Origin of the sequence: Bdellovibrio bacteriovorus (assembly GCF_048286975.1) — a bacterium.
GTDB classification, from domain to species: Bacteria; Bdellovibrionota; Bdellovibrionia; order Bdellovibrionales; family Bdellovibrionaceae; genus Bdellovibrio; species Bdellovibrio bacteriovorus_H.
Genome location: NZ_JBLVRT010000002.1, coordinates 186,488 through 207,184, shown reverse-complemented (window position 1 = coordinate 207,184; position 20,697 = coordinate 186,488). Strand labels below are relative to the sequence as shown.

18 protein-coding genes are annotated in these 20,697 nt (G+C 50.3%); 12 read left to right on the top strand and 6 right to left on the bottom strand.

What is annotated here, in order from left to right:
- The first annotated feature begins 131 nt into the window (after positions 1 to 131).
- Both ACNQKP_RS09295 and ACNQKP_RS09290 read left to right on the top strand, forming a co-directional pair.
- Positions 132 to 872, top strand: a complete 741-nt coding sequence (locus tag ACNQKP_RS09295) for a helical backbone metal receptor (protein WP_417864343.1) — start codon at positions 132 to 134, stop codon at positions 870 to 872.
- A 96-nt stretch (positions 873 to 968) separates the two neighbouring features.
- Positions 969 to 2,072 carry an alkaline phosphatase D family protein gene (locus tag ACNQKP_RS09290; RefSeq protein WP_417864341.1) on the top strand — a complete coding sequence of 368 codons (1,104 nt, stop codon included), beginning with the start codon at positions 969 to 971 and terminating at the stop codon, positions 2,070 to 2,072.
- 47 nt (positions 2,073 to 2,119) lie between these two features.
- Here the strand turns inward: ACNQKP_RS09290 and ACNQKP_RS09285 are convergent, their stop codons facing one another.
- The 6 genes from ACNQKP_RS09285 to ACNQKP_RS09260 all read right to left on the bottom strand — a co-directional run bounded on the left by ACNQKP_RS09285 (position 2,120) and on the right by ACNQKP_RS09260 (position 9,684).
- Positions 2,120 to 2,731 (bottom strand): hypothetical protein, encoded by a 612-nt coding sequence (locus tag ACNQKP_RS09285; protein WP_417864339.1) that lies wholly within the window; start codon positions 2,729 to 2,731, stop codon positions 2,120 to 2,122.
- A 65-nt stretch (positions 2,732 to 2,796) separates the two neighbouring features.
- Positions 2,797 to 6,093 carry a hypothetical protein gene (locus ACNQKP_RS09280; protein ID WP_417864337.1) on the bottom strand — a complete coding sequence of 1,099 codons (3,297 nt, stop codon included), beginning with the start codon at positions 6,091 to 6,093 and terminating at the stop codon, positions 2,797 to 2,799.
- Complete coding sequence (locus tag ACNQKP_RS09275; RefSeq protein ID WP_417864336.1) at positions 6,080 to 7,213, bottom strand: hypothetical protein; 1,134 nt, start codon at positions 7,211 to 7,213, stop codon at positions 6,080 to 6,082. The genes ACNQKP_RS09280 and ACNQKP_RS09275 overlap by 14 nt, the downstream gene beginning before the upstream one ends.
- A gap of 213 nt (positions 7,214 to 7,426) precedes the next feature.
- Positions 7,427 to 7,897: a hypothetical protein gene (locus ACNQKP_RS09270; RefSeq protein WP_417864335.1), complete on the bottom strand. Its 471-nt coding sequence runs from the start codon at positions 7,895 to 7,897 to the stop codon at positions 7,427 to 7,429.
- A 90-nt stretch (positions 7,898 to 7,987) separates the two neighbouring features.
- Positions 7,988 to 8,359: a hypothetical protein gene (locus ACNQKP_RS09265; RefSeq protein ID WP_011164800.1), complete on the bottom strand. Its 372-nt coding sequence runs from the start codon at positions 8,357 to 8,359 to the stop codon at positions 7,988 to 7,990.
- Positions 8,356 to 9,684, bottom strand: coding sequence for a chloride channel protein (locus ACNQKP_RS09260; protein ID WP_417864333.1), 1,329 nt, complete (start codon positions 9,682 to 9,684; stop codon positions 8,356 to 8,358). The genes ACNQKP_RS09265 and ACNQKP_RS09260 overlap by 4 nt, the downstream gene beginning before the upstream one ends.
- Before the next feature lie 394 nt (positions 9,685 to 10,078).
- Between ACNQKP_RS09260 and ACNQKP_RS09255 the strand changes: the two genes are divergently transcribed.
- Genes ACNQKP_RS09255 through ACNQKP_RS09210 form a run of 10 tightly spaced genes read left to right on the top strand, consistent with a single transcriptional unit; the run spans position 10,079 to position 20,663 of the window.
- Positions 10,079 to 10,783: a MotA/TolQ/ExbB proton channel family protein gene (locus ACNQKP_RS09255; protein WP_080602390.1), complete on the top strand. Its 705-nt coding sequence runs from the start codon at positions 10,079 to 10,081 to the stop codon at positions 10,781 to 10,783.
- Positions 10,784 to 10,799: 16 nt separating this feature from the next.
- Complete coding sequence (locus tag ACNQKP_RS09250) at positions 10,800 to 11,255, top strand: ExbD/TolR family protein (RefSeq protein ID WP_011164797.1); 456 nt, start codon at positions 10,800 to 10,802, stop codon at positions 11,253 to 11,255.
- A gap of 10 nt (positions 11,256 to 11,265) precedes the next feature.
- Entirely contained in the window at positions 11,266 to 11,763 is a 498-nt protein-coding gene (locus ACNQKP_RS09245; protein WP_417864331.1) for an ExbD/TolR family protein, read from the top strand.
- A gap of 40 nt (positions 11,764 to 11,803) precedes the next feature.
- Positions 11,804 to 14,794, top strand: a complete 2,991-nt coding sequence (locus tag ACNQKP_RS09240; protein WP_417864329.1) for a tetratricopeptide repeat protein — start codon at positions 11,804 to 11,806, stop codon at positions 14,792 to 14,794.
- Complete coding sequence (locus ACNQKP_RS09235; RefSeq protein ID WP_088564940.1) at positions 14,791 to 15,045, top strand: hypothetical protein; 255 nt, start codon at positions 14,791 to 14,793, stop codon at positions 15,043 to 15,045. The genes ACNQKP_RS09240 and ACNQKP_RS09235 overlap by 4 nt, the downstream gene beginning before the upstream one ends.
- Positions 15,042 to 16,172 carry an AgmX/PglI C-terminal domain-containing protein gene (locus tag ACNQKP_RS09230; protein ID WP_374027312.1) on the top strand — a complete coding sequence of 377 codons (1,131 nt, stop codon included), beginning with the start codon at positions 15,042 to 15,044 and terminating at the stop codon, positions 16,170 to 16,172. Before ACNQKP_RS09235 ends, ACNQKP_RS09230 begins: the two co-directional genes overlap by 4 nt.
- A 3-nt stretch (positions 16,173 to 16,175) precedes the next feature.
- Positions 16,176 to 17,336 (top strand): hypothetical protein, encoded by a 1,161-nt coding sequence (locus tag ACNQKP_RS09225; RefSeq protein ID WP_417864326.1) that lies wholly within the window; start codon positions 16,176 to 16,178, stop codon positions 17,334 to 17,336.
- Positions 17,333 to 18,040 carry an outer membrane beta-barrel domain-containing protein gene (locus ACNQKP_RS09220; protein ID WP_417864325.1) on the top strand — a complete coding sequence of 236 codons (708 nt, stop codon included), beginning with the start codon at positions 17,333 to 17,335 and terminating at the stop codon, positions 18,038 to 18,040. Before ACNQKP_RS09225 ends, ACNQKP_RS09220 begins: the two co-directional genes overlap by 4 nt.
- Complete coding sequence (locus ACNQKP_RS09215) at positions 18,037 to 19,632, top strand: tetratricopeptide repeat protein (RefSeq protein ID WP_417864323.1); 1,596 nt, start codon at positions 18,037 to 18,039, stop codon at positions 19,630 to 19,632. The genes ACNQKP_RS09220 and ACNQKP_RS09215 overlap by 4 nt, the downstream gene beginning before the upstream one ends.
- A 2-nt stretch (positions 19,633 to 19,634) precedes the next feature.
- Complete coding sequence (locus ACNQKP_RS09210; RefSeq protein ID WP_417864322.1) at positions 19,635 to 20,663, top strand: VWA domain-containing protein; 1,029 nt, start codon at positions 19,635 to 19,637, stop codon at positions 20,661 to 20,663.
- Positions 20,664 to 20,697 lie beyond the last annotated feature (34 nt).

The window sequence follows — 20,697 nt, the reverse complement described above, 5'->3', positions numbered from 1 at the left end:
CCTCTCTGGCAGCGGGGTCAAGTTTTGACTAGAGGCAGTTCAAAATACACCGCAGGGTGCTTATGTTGTGGGCCGTTTTTATTGCTTTGGGCGCTGGGGGGCGTTTAGAATGGCGTTTTCGGAGGAATATTGTGCGAGTTGTTAGTATGGTTCCGTCATGGACCGAGACACTTTTAAAAGCCGGCGTTCAGGTAGTTGGACGCACGCGTTTTTGCATTCATCCTCCGAAGCAGATCACTAATATTCCGATCGTCGGGGGCACCAAGGATGTGTCCTGGGATCTGGTGGCGGATCTGAAGCCTGACCTGGTGCTGCTGGATCAGGAAGAAAACCCCCTGGAAATGGCCGAAGAATGCCCTGTGCCTTATCTGGCGACCCATGTGCATTCGCTGGAATCCCTGCAAAAAGAACTGGCCCGCTTGGGGGAGCACTTTGAAAATCCGCAGTTGATGGAAATGTCCGTTGAAGCTTTGGATCTGATCGAGGCGCCGCCATTGAAGTGGGACATGCAAAAGATCCCGGGCTTTTTGGAGTGGGTGCGCCCGCCGGGAAAAAACTATGACGAAGTCCTTTATCTGATCTGGAAGAAACCCTGGATGAGTGTCAGCCGAGAGACTTATATCGGCTCGGTGCTGGAAAAACTGGGAGCCAAAGTGGCGGCATTCCCCGAGGGCGAAAAGTATCCGGTGGTTGAGCTGGAAGACTTCGGCAATGCCTTCTATTTGTTTTCGTCTGAACCGTTCCCGTTCCAAAAAAAGATCGCGGATCTGAAAGCGCTGGATATTGATGGCGCGATCGTCAACGGGGAGTCTTATTCCTGGTTTGGTGTCCGCAGTCTTGAGTTTTTAAAAGAAGCCTATCTCCAGAAGTAGGTCTGGTGTTTTCGAGTTCTCAGTGACAGATCCCCATGGTGATATAGAATAAAATCTCATGATTTTGTTGTGTGAACATCAGGAAGGATCTGCATCATGACTCTGACTTCATTTTCTGCCCGTGTGTCCTTGTTGGCTTTGGCCACTCTTCTTGCAACGTCTTGTGCTGAAAAAAGCCAGGCGCCGGAGTCTTTGACTTTAAAAATGATGCGCATGCAGGCGGAAAACAACTATCAGTCGGAGATCCCGCAAAAAGATCTGAAATCAGTCAAAAAGATTCAGCGCGTGGCCTTTGTCTGTTGCGCCCATCAGGATCAGGAGCAAAATCTGTGGCAGCAGGTTTCTGCCAAAAATCCGGATGTTGTGGTCTTTACCGGCAACAGCGTCAGTGCGGTTCGCTATGACGAAAAACCACTGGGTGCTCAGTACAAAAAGCTGGATCAAATCGAAGGTTATCGTCAACTGCGTGGCAAAGCTCCCTTCATGGCGGTGTGGGACGGACTGGATTTCGGTCTTCGTCACGGGGACTCGGGCTTTGAAGGCAAATACGAAAGCCGCGAAGCTTTCCTGAACTATTGGAGCTATATCCCGAAACTTCAGCCTAAATCCGCCAAGGGTGTTGAGCACTCGGTGATTCTGGGCACCCCAGGTCAGCGCGTGCAGATCATCATGCTGGACACGCGTTTCTATGCGACTCCATGGCTGGACACCGGCGTGGATGGTGTGTTTAAGAAAAACTGGAACCGTTCAGATTCTTTGTTGGGAACCGGGCAGTGGAGCTGGCTTGAAAGCGAGCTTCGCAAAGAAGCTGAATACCGCGTGATCGTGTCACCACTTCAGATGGCAGCCAACACCGGCGGCCAGGAACGCTGGGGCTTGTTCCCATTGGATCGTCAGAAGTTCTTTGATACCTTGCGCGCCACCAACGCCAAAAAAGTGGTGATCGTCAGCGGCAATCGTGGCTTTGGCTCTGTCGGTAAAGTGGATCTGCTGGAAGGTTATGGCCCGCTGTATGACCTGACCGTGGGCCCAATGAACGGTGAAACCAGCCCGCGTGAAAAAGACTTCCACTATGTGGGTGGTGCCCTGGAAGCCTTTAACTTCGGTTTGCTGGAATGGGACTGGAAAGCCAAAACAGTTCACCTGAAACTGGTGGATGAAGCTGGCAAGACCGCGCAGGAAATGAAATTGAGTCTGTAATTTGAAAAGTCCGAAAATAAAAAAACCCGCGAACTTCGCGGGTTTTTTTATTTGTGGCCGGCTTTGGCTTTTTGGTATTTGTACGAAGCCTTTCGATGCAGCAGCTTTTCATAAAAGGCACTCTGTTTGTCGATGCTGGCTGCCAGCTCTTTGGATTCCACCTGACGGCAGATGTTCAGAGCGTGCAGGGTGTCTTCCGGATCGTATTTGTTTTGGTATTCGCCAGTGACGCTGTTCATCTGACGTAAAAGCTCTTTTTTGATCAATGCAATGGAATCGGGATCCAGCTGGGCTCTTGGGGTAACTGCCTGGGCCTTGGCTTCGCGGGGAGCATCTTCGAAAGAAACGTTGCCCACAGTGCCGTCTTTTTGGAAGTTGATCGTGCGATAGAACGGCTGGCCTTTTTCTTCCAATTTTACGGTCAGGCTTTGGTTGGCGTATTTATGATCCAGAACACTGACAGAATCGCTGGTGATGAAATAGATCTTCTTTCCGGAAACAAGCGTAAAAGGGGTGCTTGAGGTGACTTCGAGCTTAAAGGTGCGGGCTTCGGATTTTCCATCCAAAGCCTCGTGGCAGGCAATCAGCTGCGACAGTTCCTGAGAAGCTATCGCGGGCACTGCCGACAAAAACATACCAGCGAACAAAAGTATTTTCATGATTTCAGGATAAAAGGAATTCCCTAAGACGGCAAAGCAGTCGTGGGGGAATTCCCGATTTGAGACTATTTCACCAGGTACATGCCCGGATAGCTTGGAGCAGGCATCTGGAACAGCTGCTCCATCATCTTGGTGGCCTGAACCTGAGGATCTTCGTCTTTTTCCGCCCCCTGTGGCATACCAGCGTTCCCGCGCATGGCGATCACGAAGCGGTTGAAGTCTTGCGTCGATCTAAGCGCGATAAAGAAGTTGCGGTTGCGGGAATCCCCACTGTCCTGCATCTGAGAGCTGCTGGTTTCCTGAGCGATCAGGTAATAGTTCTCGGTGATGTCCATTGGCTCAGTGTGAGTCACACCGTCACACACCATGATACCACGAGTGACTGCCGCCGCTTTTTCAGCCTCAGTCAGTTGTGAGTTCAGAACCATCAGATAGTCCTTGCGGCCGAACCAGGATTTGGTGTCCTTGATGAACAAAGTCGGGTTCAGACGCACGATTGCACACTGTTCGTATTTGTTCACGCGAATCTTCATCTGGCTTTGTTGAACCGTCATGGAAGTGGAACCATTCACAGAAATCGAGTTGCTGGAAGCTTTCGCGTCTGTAGTGGCCCAGGACATGGTGTATCCCAGGTCCGCGCTGACAGACAAAAGATCCATGAACTTCTTGGACAAACCAATCTTTGCAGACACACTTGTGGAAGTCGTCACGGATTTAGAGTGGGAAGCGCTCAAAGAGAAACTTGTGCCCACAGTCAGCCCCTGATTCAGACCCTTCAGGTATTGAGTGTTGCCGACTTCTTTGATCAGCATCTGTTTTTCAACCATGAAGAACTTGGAAGCGTCTTTTTTAACTGCGTGGAAGCAATCCATACCAAATGCCGGAGCGATATTAGGCATGATCGCACCACCTTTGGCAGCGTACATTTTTCTCATGTAATCGCTGGCCCAGAAAGCACACATTCTTTGTGCTGCTTCGTTGGACAACTTGCCAGTGGAAACCAGGGAATACAAATCAGACTTCGTCACAATCAGGCGGTCCGCCAGATTGGTGGAGCCCACCAGCGCTTTCACCAGCGGCTGTTCTTTTTCAAGGCTTGGCAAAGCCAGCAGATCCAGGTTGTTTTCTTTGGCAAAGTGAGCCGCCTGAGAACGGTTTTTAATGTTGCTGGTGATTTCTGCTTTTACTTTCAAACCTTCCGCCACGATGCGAGCCACCACATTCTTTTCAGACGTGTTGTTTTCGCCTTTACCCTTCAACAGGTAAGTGCTGATCGCTGCCGGGTCCATGATACGAAGCGGACGGGTGGTTTCATCAATGTTCAAAGTGATCGGACCAATGAAGGTTGGATTTTCCAACACAGAACCCGCATCAATCGCAGTGTCCACGTGCTGGGAAGCGTCTTTCAGGCGTACTTCGCCTTTTTCAACCACAACCTTGGATTCATCCACCGGGTGCAGTTCCACCAGGATGTTGTTGCGGTTACCCAGGGCTTTAAGATCCTGAGTTTGGAAAGTCACGTCGGTGTTGATCAGGCCGTTCATCACGTTTACGAAACGGTCTGCGGATGTAACATAAGTGTTCTTCTGGTCATAGTCGCGGTTTTGCACGATCGCCAGTTTCATCAGGTAAACACCGTCACGCAGTTTCTGAGCTTCCGCGCGGCCGTTGGCCAAGCTTGAATAGATCAAAAGGCGAGGGTCCATCTTGAACTGGATTTTCTTGGTCACAGTCAGGTTCAGTTGTGCATCCACGTTATAGTTGTAAGACAAAGTGTTGTAGCTGAAGCTGTCCAGCAGGATTTGCGTGCGTGGGCGGCTTTCTTTTTCGCAGCTCAAGATCAGCTTTTCAGTTGGATCCACATAGCGCATGTCACGAGCCACCTGACCCCAGGATTCCCATGGGTTCACGATGATTTCCAGTTTTTCCTTCATGCCCAGGTCTTCGTTTTCGATCTGAACATAACCCTTCAAATAGCGCTGGCAATCGAAGTACTTGAAGGAAATGCTCTCATCCCAGCTTAGGCATGAGTTGTTGTCAGTCTTCAAGGACACAGAAGAAGAAGTCTCTGCCTCGTTTTGACGGAACTTAGTGACTTTGAATGTGTGAGCGCGCGTGTTCTTCTGATCCAGACCGTTTCTTACGCAGGCCTTGATATTATAGAACACTTCACGAGTGGACGTCGTTTCAGAACCCACGCGGATAAAACGGAATTCCAATTGGGACACTTCAATTTTTGGTTTCTGGTAAGTGTCTTCGTTCATTTTGCCAGCCGGTGTGACCTGCGCCACTTCCTGCATCTGTGCATTTACATAGTTGCTGATCTTGAAGCCCTTGGTTTGAGCCACAATCGTGTTCAGTTTCAGGAAAGAAGACCCTTTGATCTGATCGTATTCACCCAGGAAGTAAACGCCATCAAATGCCGTCAGGCCCTGGGGACCGTTCACCGGAGAAAGCTCCAGACCCAGCATGATTTGACCGCGAGTAGGCAAGGCTGGAAGATGCATCGGGGATTTGATCGCCAAAGAACCGTTTTCCATTTTGACGTCCATCATCGGAGTCTCAGACATCTGGCGGCGGATTTCCTGGTTGTCGTGCTGATAGATATGGATCAGCTTCATGCGCGCTTTGAAAGATCCCGCCGTCAGGGCGCGCAGGAACATTTCGTCGTTCATTTTGGTCAGTTGAATGGATGGATTCGGGCGCATTTCCACCAGCAGGGTCACGCCATCGGTAGTCATTTTCTGTTCTGTTACGAACAGACGACCATCTTCCACCCACAAAGGGCGAGTGGCTTGAGCGTTGTCAGCAGAAAGGCCTTTCAAAGCCAGTTTGCCTTGTTCCTGGTTGTCCACCAGCCGAGGGATGTTGTTGCCATCATCCGGATTCAAAACCGGAGTTAAAGTTTCGCCATGGGACCAAGGGTTGATCGCATAAGCCACTTTTTGAGAACCGCGGTGAACGCCCGTGCCTTTGATGGTTCTTTCGATGCGGATGTACTGGGATTCTGCCAGGAAGTTAAAGCTCACGCGCTCAGCCCAAGTCAGGCAGCCGGCTTTGTCAGTTGTAACTTTCTGCTGTGTTTCTTCCACCATRAAATCATGACCCGCCACGACCTTGTCGTATGCAACGTCTTTGATACATGCCTGAAGATTGAAAACTTTAGAGGACGGCAGGGCAAAGTCACCCTGAACACTGACTTCCAAAGCTTTGGATTTGTCAGCCATTGGTTGCGCGGTGAAAGTCGCAGCCCCTGTGCCCGTGCTTTCTTTGTCCTGCGGAGAAGGAAGATTACATCCTGCCAGTGACAAAGCGTAAAGACTTAAGATGGCTTTAAGGATTGTCAGTTTAGATGTTTGCATAGAAAGTCTCCAGCTTGATCATCAAAGTCTTCTCGCGGGATTGGGGGTCGCGATTAAACATCACTTCAGAATCCGTGTATTTCACGCCGATATTGAAACCTTCCTTTTTAAAGGACAGGTAGCTTTCGGCGGAATAGCCCACGCGGTTGGTTTCAAAACCACCAGCGTTAAAGTAAGCCACCGCTGCTTCCGGAGCGATGGAGAAATAGCTGCCTTCAATGACCAGGTCCGTGTTTTTGCCAAAGTGGAACTCACCCGCGGCAAAGTAACGGGTTGCTGTGTTCTGGTCGGATGGAGCTTTGGTGTTTTGCAAGTACTCGCCACCAGCTCTGAAATCAAACAGTGAAAACACCGGGAATTCAAATTCAGCCGCGGCCTCAATGCCTTCGTATTTATACATGAATGCGTACTGGGCTTCAGAAAGCTTTTCAACTTCGTTCCCCAACAGATTGGACTGCTGTGCCACCGCAGACGGCAGGTTGTTATACATGAAATAACCAACAGAGGACTTCCAGAAAAGGTTCTGGGCGGCCTGCATCTGGAATTTTAGGGCTGCTGTGTTCAAGGACGGAGTCTTTTCAAGTTCTTTGGTGTTCGTGCTCAAAGAAGTTGAAGTCGGGATTGCGGATTCCACAGAAAGGCTTGTTTTAGTCAGGCCCGCTTTCATCAGGGCTTCCAGGCGAGCTGCGGGGAAGGCAATGCCATCCACCAATAGATTTGTATGCATGTGGCGCTGATTCAAGGCACCCGCTGACAGGCGCAACGCCGAGAATGGCAGATAATGAGCTGCCGCCTGGTTCAGGATGATCTTGTTTTCAGCTCTGTCGGCACCATCCACGCTCTGGGTTTGGCCTGATTGCAGGCGCAAAGAAGGCTGGATGTCCAACTGCAAGGAACGGCTTAGAAGGTATTTGGCTTTGATATCTGTACGGATATCAACGACTTTGGATTGGCTGCGCTCATCGTGCACGTCAGAGCCTGCAAGGCGCAGTCTCCACTCGGCATCGAAGCGGCTGCTTTCTTTGGTCTCAGGCATAGCTGCGCTGATCTGACTTTGCGCATAGCTTTGCGCCGTCAGTATCAGAATGAGACAAAGTGTTGATAATGCAGTTCTTTTCATGCCAACCCCATATTCCTACCCACATCATTTCAAGTTCCGTGCGCGGGTTTGGCGTTACCATTTCAAAGATATAAGACTTAATAGAAAGGCCTTGGACAGTGTGCCCTCAATTGTCACAGCCAGGTAAAAAAGCCAACAAGGGCTCACAATCCCCAATGGGGGCAGTAAGAGGTCGATTTAGAAGGAAGTTCTTAATTTCAGAATTGAGACAGTTTATTTATAGACCTGTTTGCAAGAGCTTTCGCAGGCGGCAGCGTCTCGGGCAGATTCGCCAAACTGGGCACCACGAGCAGTGGCCTTATAGTCGTCTTCATCAAAGCGGGTGTTGTAGTTACAGTCGGTGATGTCGCGATCTTCTTTCAACCAGCCCACATAGTCAGCCGTGTGATAGTTGGTTTCCTGAGAAATGCGACAACCAATGTAACAATGAGCCAGTTTGTCTGTGCCCATCTTTTCGGCCTTGGTTTTTTCACTCTTGTAAACGTTGTAAGCCTTGATCAAAGAAAATGGATTTCCAGTGCCAGGATTCTGGTCAGCCCAGTCACCACGGAAGGCATCGTATTCATCAGCGCTGGCAAAGGCCTGACGGGTGTTCGGGTTGCGCTCTTTTTGATAGCAGAGTGGGTCTGCGGCTTGCGCAACTGAAGAAAGGCTGATGATAAGGGCGATCAGGATTTTTGCCATAAGGGCAAAATCTATCAAAGTCGCCCTCATGGTGCCCGTGAAAATTCAGCAAGGTGAATTTTTATAATGCCAGTGACGATTTATGGCCAGCTAGGCTTCAGGTATTGAAATACGGACAACCGATGCGCAGTTCTGGCAGATTTCCGTGTGTTCCTCAAAAAAAGCGGCTTTGCCAATTGTCACTGGCGTCTTGCAGTGCGGGCAGTGGATCGAGCCCGACAAGATCTCGTGACGGAATTTACGCGCGCGCACGGACAGATAGATTCCCAGAATAAAAAATAACGGCGTCAGAACAAAGTGCACCACTGGAAGCAGAATACTGAAAATCGCCAGGCCCCAGAACATTCCCAGCTTTTGCAATGACTTGATCAGAACCTCACGCGGGGAATACGAGCGGATGTCGGCGGTGCCGTACTCGACATGATCGCTGCCGGCAGTGGCTTGAATGCGTTGCTGACTCATGAGTGGGATCCTCCGTAGTATTCATGGGGAACCTTCAGGCCCCGGCGTGCGATTTTTTCAGTCATGATAGAGTTTTTCATAATCACGGTTGAAATCAAATAAGCAATACAACAGCACCCCAACAAAGGAACCAGGCCCACGGGTTGTTTGGTCCCTTCCAGAGCAAACAGTACGGATGCCAAGAGTGCTCGTGAAGATCCCGCAAACAGGGCGGCCATTCCGATCAGGGCCATGGTGTTTACATCAGTGTGCAGTTCCGGGGCAAATCGTGCCAGCAGCGTTCCAATGATAAATCCGAAAGCGGCGCCCAATGTCAGTAGTGGCGCCAGGGTCCCGCCGGACGTTCCGCTTCCCAGCGCAATGGCCCAGGCCAGGAACTTCCATACGAAGATGCTTACTGCGGCGCCGACGGTAAGACTGCCAGCAAGACTCAGTGATATATTGCCATAGCCCACACCCAAGGAGCGTGGCTCAATCAGGCCGATAATGCCCACAGCAAGGCCACCCAGTGCGGGCCACCACATCCAGTGAAGGGGGATTTTTTCAAAGTGGTCTTCCACCCAGTAAATGGATTTCGTGACAACGACCGCCAGTAATCCCATGACAGCGCCAAACACCAGATACGTCAGCAGCCCGGTCATGTCAGGAGCCTGAATAGGCGGCATGGTGAAGAAAGCTTCCGTGTGCATAAAGGCCGAACGCAATGTCGCCGCCACGGCTGTTGCCAGCGCCACGGGAACAAAAGATTTGGGACGGTATTCAAAAAGGAGCAGCTCGATGGCCAGCAAGACCGCCGACAATGGTGTGCCAAAGATCGCAGTCATGCCTGCTGCCGCGCCGGAAGCCAGAATGATTTTTCTTTCATAGGCACTGACGGGCACAATCTGTCCCAGCCAGGACCCCAAGGCGCCGCCAGTGGCGATGATCGGGCCTTCGGCGCCGAAGGGGCCGCCCGAACCAATGGCGATGGCTGATGACAGGGGCTTTAGGAATGTGATGCGACGGGGGATGCGACTTTCTTTTTGCAGGATATTTTCCATCGCTTCAGGGATTCCGTGACCACGAATGCTGGCAGATCCAAATCTTGCCATGGCTCCAACAATCAAACCACCGATGACCGGCACCACGACAGCCCAGGCTCCCAGGGTGTTGTCTGCGGGATTGCTTTCTGCCACAGAGAATGTTTGGAAATAAAAAAGATTGGTGAACAGGGCAATTCCCAAAAGCAGCAGCTTTGCCACCAGAACACTGGCGATAGCCACTAGACAGCTCAAAACACAGATCAGCAGAATGCGACGACGTTGCTTCAATTCATTTGAATACACTAAAAAACTCCCGGACAGTTCAGACGGTGCGACAGAACTTCTGCCTGTGTGCTTGAGGGGTCAATGCATGAGGCTTTGCATCGAAACGGTGTGTCATGGATTTATATCTATAATATGCACCAACATAAAAATAATTTTGTTCCGCCATGTGTGGCGAGGGCAGTGGGGGTGGAGAAGCGTGAAATCGGAAACTGCATAAAAGCAATTTTTCATTCGAGAAACTTGTTTGTACAGTAAGAGGAATTACGATTTGCTTGGAGGAGTAATTCGTTCGTTTCGCCAACTATTCCCTGACCTAAAAATAATATTGTGTTGTGTCATCTTGCATTTGTCTCTTTACGATTTGCTGGACCATGGTCTGTAATTGAAATGTTACATTAATGAGGGGGTAACAATGGAGTTTCTGACAAAAATGGCTGTAGCATTCGAACACGGTGGTTTCTGGATGTGGCCAATCTTGCTTATTCAAGTCGCATCTATCGCAATCATGATCGAAAGAGCTTACGCTTTGTTCGTTCGTCGTAAAATCACTCAATTTGACTTTGCAATGGGCTTTGAAGAGTCCATCCGTCGCGGTGAAATGGATGCCGTGATTTCCAAGTCCCAAGCGGCTATGGCGACAAATCCAGTGGCTCGCGCAATTGCAGCGGGKGCAACTGCGGCTCGCAACCTGGGTGGTAAAGAGGAAATCCAAGGTAAAATGGATGAAGTTCTAATTCAGGAAAACGCAGCTTTGGATCACCGCACAGGCTTCCTGACTATGTTCGGTAACGTGGCGACCTTGACGGGTTTGTTGGGTACGATCTCTGGTATGATCGCATCTTTCGCGGCCGTGGCGTTTGCAAATCCTGCTGAAAAAGCATCTTTGCTTTCTGCGGGTATCTCTGAGGCGATGAATGCGACAGCTTACGGTCTGATCACCGCGATCCCGGCTCTGGTTGCTTACGCAATCCTTCAGAACCGTGCGAATCGTCTGGCAGAAGACCTGAATCAAGCTGGTTTGAAAGTTTATAACTGGTTGAGCTACTCTTACGAGCCAATGACTTCCTACAACATCAAAACTTCCAAATCCGAGCGCGCTGCTGAGCTGGATGCTTAATTTTTAAGGGGGTTCTATGAAACACTCCAAAAAGCATCTGGATTTTGAGGTCAACCTTATTCCGTTCATCGACTTGCTGTCGGTATCGATCTGTTTCCTTTTGATCACCGCTGTGTGGTTGAATGTCGGATCGATGAACGTGAAACAGGCGGTTGGCGGGCAGGCTCAGGAGGACACGAAAAAAAGTCCCCTGGTCTGGATTCGCATGACCGCTACCGGAGATCTGGATCTGGAGGTGCAGCAAAGCTCTCTGGTGCCGGCGTCTTTGCGCAAGTTTCGCGTTGCTCACGAGGGCAAACAAGTGAACTGGGCAGGGTTGGAAAAGGCTTTGACCAACTTAAAACAGGTCGAGCCATCTTTGAACACAGGACTGATTCAGCCGACAGCATCCACCGCGTATGAGGAAATCATCGACGTGATGGACAAGCTTAAGAAAACCGGCATGACAGATCTTGGCGTTTCTCCATTATAGTGGGGGTTTTGTGGTTACTGATGGAATTTTAAAACATTCAGTGCTGACCGGGATGATCGAGGGGCAATCCACGATCAGTCCGCGCGGCGCCAAAATGAAAAGGCAGATCGCTGCGGATCTATTGTTGACCGCACTGATTGATGCTTTCTCTATTCTTGTGATCTTCCTTTTGATGAATTTCTCCAGCACAGGCGACATTCTGATGATTGGCAAGGGGCAGGAACTTCCCAAAGCACACATGGCAGACGTACTGGAAAGAAATCCGGTTATCAAAGTCGAAGACGGCAAAATCTTCGTCGAAGATAAACTGGTGAATGCCAACACGATCACCGCCGAGCTGCTTGAAATCCGCAAAAAGTACCAGGAGCTGCATCCGAATACGGAGTTCCCGGGAACCGCGACCATCCAGGCGGATCGTCGTGTGAAGTACGACTTCCTGAACCAGATTATTCTGGGGATGAATCAGGCGGGCTACAGCGATATCAAGTTTGCCGTCGTAATGAAGTAAAATCTGCCAAAGTAGTTTAGAGACAGAGGGGGTCTCGACAATGAAAAAAGGACTTTTAATTTTCTCCATGACAATGGGAGTGGCTGCGGCCCCTCACGCCATGGCCTCAGGGTCGACTCAAGACCTTCTGATCCAAAAACTGACTCAGGTGCAACTGGGCTTGGCGCCGGCAGATCCGGCCCGAGCCGCTGTGCTTTTGCGACTGGCGGATCTTCACGCTGAACGCAGTCGCCAGCTTTCCATGAAAGAACTGGCCGACGGCTGCACGGTTTGCACTGCGGGTGCAAAAGATCGTGATAAAGCACTGACTTATTATACTGAAGCTCTCAGCAAAGTTCCTCCCACGTCTGTGGCGAAGGTTCACTTGCAGATGGGCCATCTTTACGAGCTTCAAGGCCGTAATGACCTTGCGGAAAAAAGCTATCAGGCCATGCTTGCCAATGGTGGCATGACCACGCCCATCGAGATGGCTGAAGCCAATCTGTCTTTGGCGGAAATGGCTTTCCGTCAGTCTGACTTTGCGAAAGCCGCAGGTCTGTACGACAAGGTTCTGGCAACGGAAGGGGCGAGCTCTCAGGGGTTGGCGGCTTACCGTCGCGCTTGGTGCTCTTTCCGTCAGGGGAATATGGATGCCTCTATCGCCCAGCTTCAGGTTATTCTGAAGAATCCGAAATTGCAGTCCCGCATGGCGGCGTCCCGTGGTGTGGCGGATGTGCAGTTCCTGGAAGAAGTTTCCCGCGATATGGCGACCTTCATGGCCGCGCGCGGAATCAAGGATGGCGATGCAGAAACTCTGTACAGCCTTTCTCCGGAACAGTTCAAACTGCAACAGGTGACGATGCTGGCCCGCGAAGGCTTGCGTCTGGGACAAAAAGATCAGGCTTTGAAAACCTGGGACTATGTCTATCAAAAACAAAGCGATCCAAAAATGCGTCTGGAAGCCCAGGTGCGTATGGCGCAGTTGAACTTTGATCTTAAAAACACTCAAGCTGCGGCAAAATCCTATCAGACTGCTTTGGGTCTTTGGGGTGCCACGGATTGTACGACTGCGACCTGCGAAGAATCTGCAAAAGGCCTTCGTCAGTTCATCGTGGGCTGGAACCGTCTGGAAAACAGCAAACCAAGTGCAGAGCTTCTGACAGCGTACCAGGAATATTTCCAGGTGTTTGCTGAAGATGAAGACATGTATGTGTGGGGCGCTCAGGCGGCTGCAACGGCGGGTAATTATGCTTTAGCCTCCCAGTGGACGGCTTTGGCGAATAAAGTGATCCTGGCTAAATACAATGTTGAAAAAGATGCGGCGGCAAAAAAATCCCAAGCTGAAAAACTTGAGAAGAACCTGCTTTTGGGCATCGAAAATGCTGAAAAATCCAAAGATGCAAGTCTGTTAGTTGCGGCTCAGGATGACTATCTTCAGAGCTCGGTTCTGAAACAGAAGTCCTTCGATGTTCAATATCAGAAGACCTATGCAATCTATCAAAAAGGCGACTATGCCGTTGCGGCGGACCAGTTGAAACAACTGGCTTTGAACCCGCAGGGCAGTGCTGCGATTCGCACGCAAGCCGCGGAACTTTCACTGGATGCTTTGGCATTGCTGAAAGACGACGCACGTATCATGGCGTGGTCCGCAGAATACGCGGGCAAGTTTGCTGACAAGAAAGCCGACTTCCAGCAGATCCAGCAAAAGTCCATCCTGACTCAGTCGGCGAAACTGGCGGAAAGCCAGCCTGAACAAGCCTTGGCTGCATTGGGTTCTTTCCATGCGGCTTCGGCAAGAGCTGAAGACCGCAAGGTTTACCTGAAGAATAAAATTCTTTTGAGCGAAAAACTGAACAAGATCACCGAAGCCCGCGTGGCCATCGAGGATCTGTTGCGTGAAAAGACTTTGACGTCGGAAGAGCGTGAGTTTGCGCTGGGTCGCAAAGTCTGGTTCGCAGAACTGGAACTGGATTTTGCGACTGCTTTGAAAACAGCAGAGCAAATGAATTTTGCCGGTTTGTCTGCGGATGACAAGGTCCTGAAGCTTGCGATGTATTCTGAGCTGGCGGAAAAAGATCCTCAGCAGTACTACGCTCAGTATCTGAAGCAATCCAAAGACGACAGTAAAAAGCCTTTGATCGCGTCCCAGTTGATTCGTTTGTCGAAAAATCCGGTAAAGGATCTTGAGACTTACAAAATGTACTTTAAAAGCAACAACGGTCTTTATGCCCGTGCCGCTTTGGAAGTTTACGGTCGCACCAAAGATCGCAAAGCTCTGGATCTGGCGTTGAAGGAAAAAGGCACTTCCAAACAGGATGCGTTTGTGATGATCGAAAAGATCGTCTTCCTGGCGGATTTGAAAGCATTGAGTGCTCCGTTGGCTGCGCACACGATCGACACCAAAAACCAGAACACGATCGCACAAGGATTAAAAGCCCGTGTGAAGCTGCTTGAAAAAGCGGAAGCTCTGGCAAACCGCGCGATCAACACCGGGGACTGGTCTTCCCAGTTGCTGGCTCTGGATCTGGTGGCCAGGGAAAACACGCGCTTCTATAATGAAGCTCTGTCTTTGCCAATGCCTTCCGGTCTGACGCCGGAACAGGAAAACGAATATCTGACGATCCTGTCTCAGCAAGTGGCTCCGAATCAGAACACGGCGATGATGGCTGAAACCAAAGTCAAAGAATTCTGGGCACAAACCGGCGCTTTGGAATCTTACAAAGCCTTTGCCACTCAGAACACCGAGTGGGCTCAGTACACTTCCCAGGAAGTGGAGGCGGTGGCCGCGATTGCGCCAGAGGCTCAAAAAGCCACTTGGACTGCGGCGGTAGCGCAAATCAAGGCGGAAGAGTCCGCACAAACAAAACCAACTCTGGTCGAGCTTGAAAAAGCCCGCACTCATTTGAAGCAGAATCCATTCATGGCCAGCGCCATCGAAGAGGCTCTGGTTCTTGAGAAGAAAGCCCAGCGCAAATCCATGGTGGAATACCTGGAAGGTCGTCTGGCAACACTGGCTAAGAAAGACACCGAATTGAAGGAGAAGCAGCAATGATGAAATACGTATTGATGATGCTTGTGATGGCAGGCTCCGTCCAGGCGGCTCCTGAAAAAACAGCTCCGGCAAAAAAGAATCAGGACGTGAACTTCGAAGACCTTCTGGTCAGCGGTCAGTATCACTTTTCTGATGAAGCCGTTACCACGGTGGAAGAAGACAAAGTTCTGAACAGCCTTATCGGTGTCAGAGCAGACTTCAAGGATCGCATGAAACAATCTGCGACCCTTGGCGAGGTGAAAAATCCATGAGTTTAAGACTGGTTATTGAAGACAATTTGGGCAATGTGACCCGCCAGATTCCGGTGACGGAGAAAAAGGCGCAGGTGATCCAGCGCTTTGACACCAAACGACTGGAAGTTGTGACGAACACAGCAGCTTTGGACAAAAACAAAATCAAATTCTCTGTTATTGCGGATCTTGATTTTGACGAAATGAAAGACCAGAAAGTCCAGCTGGGTAAATTCGGCTCGATGCGACTGGTGAAGGAAGTCAAAGCAGTTCCTGCTGATTTGCTGGTTCGTACTGATGATAAAAAAGATCTTAAAGCTTCCGTGATGATGGCTATTGCCATCTTGTTGTTGCTTCTTTCCATCTTCAAGCTGGCTCCAAAAGAGAACGCGAAGGTGACTGAGCAACTAAAACAGGAAGTCGTGAAGATCGTTCAGGCCAAAGAACAGCACAAGCGCACGGTGGCTCCGACCACGAATATGATGGCGGACCCAACGGCAACTAAAATGCCGGTGAAACGTGCGGAACTGGTGAAACGTTCCGGTGCTTTGTCTGCCCTGGGCAGCCTGCGTTCCGGCAAACAGCGTGGTGGTTTGAATCTGGGTGCAGTGAACACCACAGCCGGTGTCGGCTTGGGTGGCACGGGCGGCAGCGGTGGTGTACAGACGTCTTTGTACGGTAAAGGCATCACATCTGCTCCATTGGGACCTGGAGCTAACATTGCCGGTGGTGGCGGTTACGGCACCAAAGGTAAAGGCGGCGGTCAGGCGGGTTACGGCAGCTTGTCCCTGGTGGGTTCTGCGGGCGGTGCTCCGGTTCCATTGGGTGCAGAAGCTGAAGTGGCTCAAGGTCTGGATCGTTCTGCGATTGATGAAGTCATTCGTCGCAACCTGGGTCAGGTTCGTTTTTGTTACGAGCAGGCCCTGCAGGGGACTCCAAGCTTGAGTGGTCGTGTGGCGATGGGCTTTACCATCGGCGGCAACGGTTTGGTCAAGTCCGCGTCCGTGGAAAGCTCTTCCATGGCGAACAAGGGTGTTGAAGATTGTATTACCATGCGTTTGAAAACCTGGAAGTTCCCACTGCCTCAAGGGGGCGTGGATGTAAAAGTAACTTATCCATTCGTTTTGCGCAGACAAGGTCAGGGGTAAAAAATGAAAGTATTGTTGGCACTATTGACCAGCGTTTTGTTCCTTACTGCTTGCGAAATGCAGCAGGATCCATTGGCAAATGCTTCCGATCAGGTTCGTAACGGACACCTGCCGGATACAAATAAACCAGTACCGGAAAAGCCAATCCCGCAGGATGGTCTTTTGGTGGATGCTCCAGAGCGTGTGAACGCTCGTGTGGGCTCTGAAGTTCAGTTCAAAGTCGGCGGCCGCGTGATGATTCCGGGCGTGACCTTTAAAATGATCGTGCTGAATCTGGCGGACTTCCCGGGGGCGAAGTTTGATGAAGCTACAGGGGAGTTCATCTGGACTCCGTCAAAAGCTTTGCTGGGCAGCCTGCCAAACCTGGCGATGAGCCTTAAAGTGGTTCTGGCGACAGAGTCCACTCCGGCTCATCCGACCGTTTCAGTTAGAAATCATGAAGTTCGTTTCTTCATTGAAAACACTTACACCAAACCGATCGTAAACACGATTGAAGGCAGCTCCGGTGTTTTGATCACAGGAAAATCCTACGAGATGACTGTGACTTTGGAAGATATCGATGCTTATGCCAAAGAAAACGTGTCTGTTCAGGTGCGTGACTGTGTAGCCAGCTATTCCTCTGATTCCATTTCTCACTTTGTTGAAGTGAAAAATATCAAGGATGTGGCCGGCTCCACGGGCAAATACACCGGCACAGTGGTTGTGAATCTGAACAACGCTGACACCCTGGCTTATGGCACTTACTGCTTCGCTCTGGCTGCGGTTTCAAAACACGGTGTGGTTTCAGACTTCTACAAGCGCGAAGTGACTGTTGAACCGCGTTTGCGTCCAACAAAAATGACGATGGAAAACGTCCCGAATATCACGGCGGGTGAATCCGTTCAGGTGGCGTTCTCGATCTATGATCCGTCTAACTTTGCCAACATCCGCTTGGTTTCCATGGATGATGTGGCAGCAGCATTGCCCGGCAGCTCTTTGGTCTGTAAAAAGGCCTATGGTACCAGCTCTCAGTTGGATTGCGCTGGTCTGATTAAAACAGATGCGACCACTGCGGCAAAAACTTTGACTGTGAATATCAAGGTGGAAAGTGTTTCTCCACGCTCCATCCAAACCGCAACCAACACTCACACTCTTCGTATCAATGTAAAGGCGGCTAATCCATGAAATCAGTAAGCATTATCTTTGCTCTTCTTTTGTCTTCCGTTTCTTATGCTCAGGTCGAGCAGGAAGTGGATTCTTTTGGTGGCAATGAGGCTTTGTACATGAAAGCCAAAGCTCTGAATCCGGAAGTTGAAAATGAAGTGGTGCAAAACCGCTTCATCAACCGCACCAAGCGTGTGGAGCTGGCGCCAGAATTTTCCGGCGTTTTCGGCGGGGATTCCTACAATAAAACCAACAACGTGGGTCTGAATGCTCATTACCACATCAATCCAAGCTGGAGTGTGGGTGTGAAGTACAACTATTCCTTCAACACCCTGACTCCGGAAGGCAAGGCGATGGTTGATAAAGCTGATCAGGCAGCAGCAGCCAACCCGAAAGATCCACAATACCTGTTCCCCCAGGTTGTGTACCCAAAATCAGAAACTTTGGGCATGGTAAACTGGTATCCGGTTGTAGGGAAGCTCAGCTTCGGTAAACTGGGTGTGGCTCACTTCGACACCTACCTGACTGCGGGTTACGGCCAGATGGAGCTTTCCACAGGGACTTCTCCAGCGGCGACTTTGGGTGTGGGTTTTGGCTTCTGGCTAAGCAACAACCTGACAACTCGTATTGAGTACCGCGCTCAGCAGTACAAAGCGGAATACTACGACAAAACAGAAAACATGATGACAAACGTTGCCTCTGTGCAAATGGGTTGGATGCTATGATGTTGATCAAATCCCTGACAGTGGCTTCTTTGCTGGTGGGTGTGAACAGCGTCGCTCTTGCAGAAGACGACCTGATGAGCATTCTTGAAGGCAAAACAAGCACTGCCCAAGCTCAATTCGTGGAAAGCGAAGAAGTGGCCAAGCTGAAAAAAGCGGTGAACCCGTCTTCAGCCGAGCAAAACATCTTCTTCCAGTTCCTGGTGGAAAAAAACTATGAAAAAGCCCTGTTCCAGTGGAGCCAGGCTTTCAATCAGTCCGCTTTCCAGATGACTGAAACCGGGAAAGCTCTGGAAGCTTTCCTGAATTATAAAAACGGTCTGAAGCTGACAGGTGTTGAAAACCTGCTGGCGATTTCCAATCCTGAAAAGATTGACGCCACTGTGATCAGTCTGTGGAAGGAAAACCTGAACGACAAGGATCCGGTCTGGGGCATGGCTCAGGTGACTTGGAATCCTTATTGGACTCAAGTTTTCGGTCAGGCGGCTGAAATGGCCGTGGTTCTGCAAAAAAGCTATGTCACTGAAGACATCGCGGCTTTGACTGAGCTGATCAAGAAGACTCCGGTTGATTCCAAAGAAAGAAACATTCTGCAATGGCAGCTGGTTCTGAATCTGGGCATCAAAGGGGATGCTTCCAAGGCCGCCCAGGTTTTGGCGCACTTGATGAAAGCCAAAAACAACCCGATCGACAAGGATCTGATGACCCTGACGGCGGGACGGTTGCTTTACCAAAACGGATTCCTGGATGCCTCTTTGAAGTACTACGAAAAGATCACCAAGAAATCTGATTACTGGTTCCAGGCGCAGGAAGAAATGGCCTGGGCTTACATGAGAAAAGGCGAGCCGCAAAACGCGATGGCTTTGACGAAGACTTTGACTTACCCGCACTTCAAAGGCTGGGTGGGTATTGAGTCTTACCTGTTGAGCTCTTTCACCAGTTTGAAAGTGTGTGATTATACCGGCGTTCTGGCGACGATGAAATCCATCAAAGGTCAGTTCGGCGAACATCTGGTCGCACTTGAAAAACTCAGCGCAGATCCCCATCAACCGGCTGTGGCAAACCTGATGAAGGCATTGGCGCAAGGTCCGGTGGGCACTGCGAAACTGGGTAAAGATGCTCATCTTTTGCCGTCAGTGGCGTCTCGTGATGAGGTCTTGAACCTTCTGGTGAAAAGACATCAGTACATGAATCAGGAAGCGGATCTGGCGGAAAAACTGTATGCGCGTTCCTTGACCTTCGGAAATCTGCAAGGACAGTTTGAAACCCTGAAAAATCAGGTGAAAACCCGTGCAGACATGACTCAAGGTGCTGGTTACCAGCGTGTGCAGGAACTGGCAAAAGCGGAGCTTGAAGACTCCAAACAAGTGATGCAGCGTCTGCGCATCGTGGAAGTTGAGATGATCCAGCAGGTGGATTCTGCCAGCAAGTTCATCAAACACGCCGGAGCGGTTGAAACCAAAAAAGGTTCCACGGGCGCTTCTGGCAAATACGCGATGAGCTTTGCTAACGACAAAGAAATCTGGTTCGACGAATTGTCCAACTTCAAAGTCGATGTGAAAAAAGGCTGTGCTAAAGACAGCGTGAAGGAGTAAGGATGAAGTCTTCGATCAAGGCTTTGAGCCTGCTGTTAGCCTTCGCAATGGTGACTGCTTGTGGAAACGAATCCACAAAGCTGGTGCCAAAGGCTAAAATCAACAAAGAAGAAGTCTCTGAAAAACCGGCGGACTTCGCCATCTTCAATCCGAAGGTGGATATTCTGTTCGTTATTGATAACTCAGCCAGTATGGACAACGCTCAGAGCAATCTGAGCCGTAATGCGGCGGCTTTTGCCGACGGTATTTCCAAGGTCTCCATTTTGGATTACCACATCGGTGTTCTGACGACAGACATGTCCTGCAGCTATTCTAACAAGCCGGACGCCTGCGGCAAATTGGTGGGGATTCCTTCCTTTGTGCAAAACACGACGCCGGACCTGGTGAGCACGCTGGCGCGCAAAATCATGGTGGGTACAGACGGGGATTATAACGAGATGATGTTCTCGCCTGTGATCTCGGCCTTGAGTCCTCCGCTGGAAACCGGCATCAACGCTGGTTTCTATCGTCAGGATGCTTTCCTGGCGGTGATTTTCATCACCGACGCGAAAGAGCAGTCGACGTTTTCGCCAAAGGATTTCCAGCAGTTCCTGAATACCAAAAAGGGTGATCCGAACAAGGTTCTTGCTTACGGGGTTATCAACAAGCTGGCTGAACAGCAGACCTGTCGTTCCAGCGAGGATCTTGATGGGAAGCTTGAAGAGTTCCTGGGATCTGTTGTGAATGGCGATAAGGCGCAGACCAATGTTTTAAGCCTTTGTGCTACGGACTATGGTGTGAAACTGGCTGAATTTGCCCGTGATATCGTTCGTCGTACGGCGGGAACTGTGAAGCTAAGCCGCACGCCGAATGAAAAAACCATCGTGGTAAAGTACGGAACGCAAGTGATTCCAAACAGCGTGACAGACGGGTGGGTTTACGAACCGGCGACTCGCTCCATTCTGCTGGCTGAAGGTATCAAATGGGACTATCAGGGCCCTGGTGTTGGTCTGACGATCGACTTCGAAGCCATCGATATCGAACAGCCCTGATCCAAAGGACGTTCAAAAACAAAAAAAAGACCGG